Here is a 5,935-nt window from a genome sequence, read left to right as displayed (position 1 = left end):
GGCGGAGGCCCCCGCGCCGGGTCAGGCGCGCCGGGTGCCGAGGACGTGGGCGAGCGCGGCGGCGGCCGCCAGCAGCGCGGCGGAGAGGACGAGCAGCAGTCCGGTGGAGCCGAGCAGCCCGGCCGCGCGATCGTGCGCGGAGAGCCGGGTGAGCAGCAGGTTGACCGGCGGCAGGCCCCTGGTCACGGTGAGGACGAGCAGCAGCCCGAGCGCGAGCAGCAGGGCGTACCCCTGGCGGTTCAGCAGCGGCCGGGAGCAGAGCAGGCCGACGGCGGTGCCGGTGCAGGCGCAGGTGAGCTGGGCCTCGACGCCGAGCAGCAGGTCGGCGGCGGTCGGGTGGTGGGTGCCGAGGAGCAGCGGCAGGGCGAGCCCGAGGGCGGTCAGCGGCAGGCTCGCGAGCAGCGCGGTGAGCACGGTGCCGGTGAGGACGCGGCGGGCGGAGCCGGCGGTGGCGGTCAGCACGGCGTGGTGCGGCCGGTCCTCCAGGCCGCCGAGGGCCATGGTGAGCCAGGTGGCGGCGAGCAGCATCGCCGTCGCGGCGGCGGCGTGGGCGGCGGTCAGCGGGCCGGTGTCGTCGGCGGTCAGGACGGTGACCAGGACGGTGAACAGGAGCAGCGGGGCGAGGTAGCGCTGGGAGAGCAGCAGGGTGGTGAGCCGGTAGCGGACGAGGGCGGTCATCGGGCGGCCTCCCGGGCGGGGGCGGACTCGGCCGCTCGGGGGCGGGTGACGCGCTGGACCGAGAAACGGTGGCGCAGGGCGGTGAGCAGGACGGCGTCGGTGTGGGGCGGTTCGACGCGCAGGTGCAGGTCGGCGCCGTGCCGGGCGAGGCCGAGCACACCGGGCAACGCGGACCAGTCGGGCAGCGCGGACCGGTCGGGTGAGGGCCCGGGGCCGGTGACGACGATCTCCGCGTGCTCGGCACCCGCCGGAACGGTGAGCCGGCCGTCGGCGATGGCGCGGGTGGCGGTGGCGTGCGCGACGGCGATCGCCTCGCGGTGGTCGGTGAACACCACCGCCCCGCCGTCGGCGGCGACTTCGGCGATGAGCCCGGCGAGGACGGTGTGCGCGGAGGCGTCCAGGCCGGACCACGGTTCGTCGAGGACCAGGAGGTCGGGCCGGACCAGCAGGGCCTGGGCGAGCGCGACCTTCTGGGCGTTGCCCTTGGAGAGGGTGCGCAGGGCGGCGTCGGGCCCGCCGGCCAGGGCGAGCCGGTCGAGCAGCCGGCCGGCCCGGTCGCGGGCGGCGGCGGTGGACAGGCCGCGGATCCGGCCCAGGTGGGTGAGGTAGCCGACGGCGGTGAGGCGTTCGTGGGCGGTGAAGCGGTCGGGGACGTAGCCGACGACGGCGCCCGGGCGGCCGCTGACGCGTCCTGCCGTGGGGCGGCTCAGGCCGGCCAGGATCCGCAGCAGGGTGGACTTGCCGGAGCCGTTGGCGCCGAGGACGGCGAGGACGTCACCGGGCGCGAGCCGCAGGTCGACCTCGCGCAGGATCCAGCGCCCCCGGCCGAAGCGCCGGCCGACGGCTTCGCAGTGCAGCAGCTCGGCGTTCGGCAAGTCGGTGCCCCTCCCCAGATTCCGGCGGATCGCACCCTACTGGGGGCCGGGTAGGGAGCGGGTAACCGGCTTCCGTCGGCGACACCGGGAACGGGTAACCGGCTTCCGTCGGCGGCGCGAGCCGGGTTGGGGCGGGTGGCTGACGGTGGGGTCCGTTCGGTCCAGCCGGGCGCCGACCGGCGCGCGGGGCGCGGTGGCCGCGCATACGGTGGCGAACGCTCCCCCTTGCGGGCCCGTGGAGCGCTGCTCCGGGCCCGTCCGGTCCAGAGAGGCGCTCCCAGATGACGAACCCCGCGACCGACCCCGCCGTACGGCCCGCGCGTCCCCGGCCCACGCGTCCCCGGCACCGCGGAACCGCCCCGGCGGCCCTGGCGCTGGCCGGGCTGCTGGCCGCCGCCGGCTGCTCCGGCGGCGGCGCGGCGTCCGAGCCGCCGGCGGCCGGGGCGGTGACCGCCGTCCCGGCGGTGGTCACCCCGACGCCCTCGGCCACGCCGGCCAGCCCGGCCGACGGCGCGACGACCGTCCCGCTGACCCCGGACGTGACGGCCCGGCTGGACGCGGCCGTGCAGCGGGTGCTGACCGAGGCCTCGGTGCCCGGGGTGATCGTCGGCCTGTCGACGCCGCGCGGCGACTACCTGAAGGCCTTCGGGGTGTCCGACAAGGTGGCGGGCATCCCGATGGTGACCGGGCTCAACACCCGGATCGGCAGCGAGACGAAGACCTTCACGGTCACCGGTCTGCTCCGGCTGGTCGACCAGGGCCGGGCCGCGCTGGACGACCCGATCGGCAAGTACCTGACGGGCGTGCCGAACGGCGACACCATCACCCTGCGCCAGCTCGCGGACATGCAGAGCGGCCTGTTCAACTACTCGCAGGACGAGGACTTCGCCAAGGCCCTGATCTCCGATCCGCAACGGCCCTTCACACCGGAGCAGTTGCTGTCGTACGCGTTCAAGCACCCGGTGAACTTCGCGCCGGGCGCCCGGTTCGAGTACTCCAACACCAACACGGTGCTGCTGGGCCTGGTGATCGAGAAGCTGAGCGGGCAGTCGCTGCGGGCCTTCCTGAAGAAGGAGGTGTTCGACCCGGCCGACCTGGGGCGGACGGTGTTCCCGGCCGGCAACGAGTTCCCGCAGCCGCACCCGCGCGGCTACACCGACCAGACGCCGGACGGGAAGATCGCCGACTCGACCGACTGGAACCCGTCCTGGGCCTGGGCGGCGGGGGCGATCATCTCGGACCAGGCGGACCTGCGGAAGTGGGCGAAGGTGCTGGCCACCGGCAGTCTGCTGACCCCGGCGACGCAGGCGGAGCGGCTGAAGCAGCAGCCCTCGCCGGTGCCGGACGTCTGGTACGGGCTGGGGCTGTTCGTCAACCACGGCTGGATCGGGCACAACGGCTCGCTGCCGGGCTACCAGTCGGTGGTGATCCACCTGCCGTCCGCGCAGGCCTCGTTGGTGGTGCTGCTGAACACGGACGTGGCGTACCGGGGCGCGGAGCCGTCGACGCTGTTCGCGAAGGCGATCACCGAGATCGTGTCGCCCGGGAACGTCTACGACCTGCCGTCGGCGCCGGCGAGCCCGTCGGGCTCGGGCCCGGCCTCGGCCGCGCCGTCCACACCGTCCGTCGCCTGAGCGGCACCTGACCTGCCGTCAGATGCCCAGCACCTGCCCGAGGTCGTAGGAGACCGGCTCCTCCAGCTGCGCGTAGGTGCAGCTCTCGGGCGTGCGGTCGGGGCGCCAGCGGCGGAACTGCGCGGTGTGCCGGAACCGGGTGCCCTCCATGTGGTCGTAGCCGACCTCGACGACCCGTTCGGGGCGCAGCGGCACCCAGGAGAGGTCCTTGCCGCCGGTCCAGCGGCTCTGCGCGCCGGGCAGTCTGGCCTCGGCGTGCGCGGCCTCGTCGGCCCAGCCGCCCCAGGGGTGGCCGGCGAGGTCGGTCATCCGCAACGGGGCGAGCTCCTCGACGAGTTCGCGGCGGCGGGCCATCGGGAAGGCGGCGCAGACGCCGACGTGCTGGAGGCGGCCGGTGTCGTCGTGGAGGCCGAGCAGCAGCGAGCCGACGATCGGGCCGCTCTTGTGCTCGCGGTAGCCGGCCACCACGCAGTCGGCGGTGCGCTCGTGCTTGATCTTGTACATGGTGCGTTCGCCGGGCCGGTAGGGCTGGTCGAGCGGTTTGGCGACGATGCCGTCGAGGCCGGCGCCCTCGAACCGGGCGAACCAGGTCTCGGCGAGCTCGCGGTCGGTGGCGGCGGGGGCGGTGAACACCGGGTCGTCGGCGTCGGCGGCGTCCGCGAGGGCCGCTTCGAGGGCGGGGCGGCGGACCGTGAGCGGTTCGTCGAGCAGGGCGGTGTCACCGAGGGCGAGCAGGTCGAAGGCGACGAAGGAGGCGGGGGTGCGTTCGGCGAGCAGCCGGACCCGGCTGGCGGCGGGGTGGATGCGTTCGAGCAGTTCCTCGAAGCGGAGCCGGCCGTCGCGGGCGATCACCACCTCGCCGTCCAGCACGCAGCGCGGGGGCGTCGCCCGGCGGACGGCCTCGACGACCTCGGGGAAGTAGCGGGTCAGGGGCTTGCCGGTGCGGCTGCCGAGTTCGACCTCGTCGCCGTCGCGGAAGACGATGGTGCGGAAGCCGTCCCATTTGGCCTCGTACTGCATGCCGGGCGGGATCTTCGCGACGGACTTGGCGAGCATCGGGGCGAGCGGGGGCATGACGGGCAGGTCCATGCTCCCGATCCTCGCGCCGAACGACTGCCCGCGCGCGGTGGCCGGGCCCCGCTTAGCGTGGGTGGCATGGGCTCTGCCGTGGAACTGGATGTCGCCGGGCGCAGCGTCCGGCTGTCGAACCCGGACAAGGTGTACTTCCCGGAGCGCGGCTTCACCAAGCTGGACGTCGCCGAGTACTACCTGGCCGTCGCGGACGGGGTGCTGCGCGGGCTGCGGGACCGGCCGACGACGCTGCAGCGGTTCCCGGACGGGGTCGAGGGCGAGTTCTTCTACCAGAAGCGGGCACCCAAGGGCCTGCCGGACTGGCTGCCGACGGCGCGGATCGAGTTCCCCAGCGGCCGCTCGGCGGACGAGATCTGCCCGACCGAGCCCGCCGCCGTGCTGTGGGCGGCGAACCTGGGCTGTCTGACCTTCCACCCGTGGCCGGTGCGCCGGGCCGACACCGAGCACCTCGACGAGCTGCGGATCGACCTGGACCCGCAGCCGGGCACCGACTTCCGGGACGCGGTGCGGGCCGCGCACGAGCTGCGGGCGCTGCTGGAGGAGCAGGGCCTGCGCGGCTGGCCGAAGACCTCCGGCGGGCGCGGGCTGCACGTGTACGTGCCGCTGGTGCCGGAGTGGACCTTCGCCGACGGGCGGCACGCGGTGATCGCGCTGGGCCGGGAGCTGGAGCGGCGGCTGCCGGGCCGGGTGACGACCGCGTGGTGGAAGGAGGAGCGCGGGGAGCGGATCTTCGTCGACTACAACCAGATGGCGCGGGACCGGACGATCGCCTCCGCCTACTCGCTGCGGGCCCGACCGCGGGCGACCGCCTCGGCGCCGCTGCGCTGGGAGGAGCTGGACGACGCCCTGCCGGAGGACTTCGACCTGCGGACGCTGCCCGCCCGGTTCGCCGAGCTGGGCGACCTCCAGGCGGGGATGGACGGGGCCGGCTACCGGCTGGAGGGCCTGCTGGAGCTGTACGAGCGGCAGGTCGCGGAGGGCGCGCAAGGCGAGCTGCCGTACCCGCCGGACCACCCGAAGGCGGCGGGCGAGCCGACCCGGGTCCAGCCCAGCCGGGCCCGGAAGAAGCCGGAGGCCCCGGCAGCGGACCTGACGTGATCACGTAGGCTGACCGCCCACGACGATCATGAAGGTCATGGACGTCACGAAGGGGTGGGACGCACGATGGGTGTCCGGGGGCTGCAGGAGATTCTGGCGGACGCGGCGGGCGGGCTGTTCCCGCCGTCGGACGGGACGGTGACGGTGGTGCCGCAGCCGTCGCCGCGCGAGGCGGGGGTGGTGTCGTTCTCCGCGCACGCCGTGGTGTTCACCGACGAGGATCCGCAGTGGGTGCACGAGACGCTGGCCGCCGTGCCGAACGATCCGCTGGCGGCGCCGCTCTGTCCGCCGTTCCTGAGCGCCTTCGCCGCGCGCACCGGCCGGGTCAACGGCAACATCGACCTGCTGACGGTGGCCGACCGGCTGCCCGGCGAGCCGCCGCTGGCCCTGACGCCGGTCGAGGACCGCGACCACCCGCGGGTGGTGCGCGCCCTGCGCTACCGCGAGGACGTCCGGGTGTTCGAGACGACCGCTGAGCGCGGGGGCGTGCTGGTGCTGGGCCGCGGGGTGGCCGGGCGCTGGGAGTGCGCGGTCGAGGTGGAGCCGGCCGCGCGCGGC

At 75.1% G+C, this 5,935-nt stretch carries 6 protein-coding genes; 3 read left to right on the top strand and 3 right to left on the bottom strand.

Translation table 11 applies throughout. The features are described from left to right. Positions 1 to 21: 21 nt before the first annotated feature. The gene (locus tag AB0N76_RS38810) at positions 22 to 678 is read right to left on the bottom strand and encodes a hypothetical protein (RefSeq protein WP_363565567.1); all 657 of its coding nucleotides are present in this window, start codon (positions 676 to 678) and stop codon (positions 22 to 24) included. Further along, positions 675 to 1,535: an ABC transporter ATP-binding protein gene (locus AB0N76_RS38805; RefSeq protein WP_363565568.1), complete on the bottom strand. Its 861-nt coding sequence runs from the start codon at positions 1,533 to 1,535 to the stop codon at positions 675 to 677. Before AB0N76_RS38805 ends, AB0N76_RS38810 begins: the two co-directional genes overlap by 4 nt. A gap of 299 nt (positions 1,536 to 1,834) precedes the next feature. On the opposite strand from AB0N76_RS38805, the gene AB0N76_RS38800 reads away from it, so the two are divergent. Beyond that, the gene (locus tag AB0N76_RS38800; RefSeq protein WP_363565566.1) at positions 1,835 to 3,187 is read left to right on the top strand and encodes a serine hydrolase domain-containing protein; all 1,353 of its coding nucleotides are present in this window, start codon (positions 1,835 to 1,837) and stop codon (positions 3,185 to 3,187) included. A gap of 18 nt (positions 3,188 to 3,205) precedes the next feature. Here the strand turns inward: AB0N76_RS38800 and AB0N76_RS38795 are convergent, their stop codons facing one another. Then, the gene (locus AB0N76_RS38795) at positions 3,206 to 4,276 is read right to left on the bottom strand and encodes an ATP-dependent DNA ligase (protein ID WP_363565565.1); all 1,071 of its coding nucleotides are present in this window, start codon (positions 4,274 to 4,276) and stop codon (positions 3,206 to 3,208) included. A 66-nt stretch (positions 4,277 to 4,342) separates the two neighbouring features. Between AB0N76_RS38795 and ligD the strand changes: the two genes are divergently transcribed. After that, positions 4,343 to 5,377, top strand: a complete 1,035-nt coding sequence (gene ligD, locus AB0N76_RS38790) for a non-homologous end-joining DNA ligase (protein ID WP_363565564.1) — start codon at positions 4,343 to 4,345, stop codon at positions 5,375 to 5,377. A gap of 66 nt (positions 5,378 to 5,443) precedes the next feature. Continuing rightward, positions 5,444 to 5,935, top strand: a 492-nt coding sequence (locus AB0N76_RS38785) for a GNAT family N-acetyltransferase (RefSeq protein ID WP_363565563.1), incomplete at its 3' end; no start/stop codon positions are given.

It is taken from the genome of Kitasatospora sp. NPDC093806 (genome assembly GCF_040683335.1).
Classification (GTDB): domain Bacteria; phylum Actinomycetota; class Actinomycetes; order Streptomycetales; family Streptomycetaceae; genus Kitasatospora.
The sequence above is the reverse complement of the archived record's forward strand: the minus strand, read 5'-3'. Positions and strand labels throughout refer to the sequence as shown.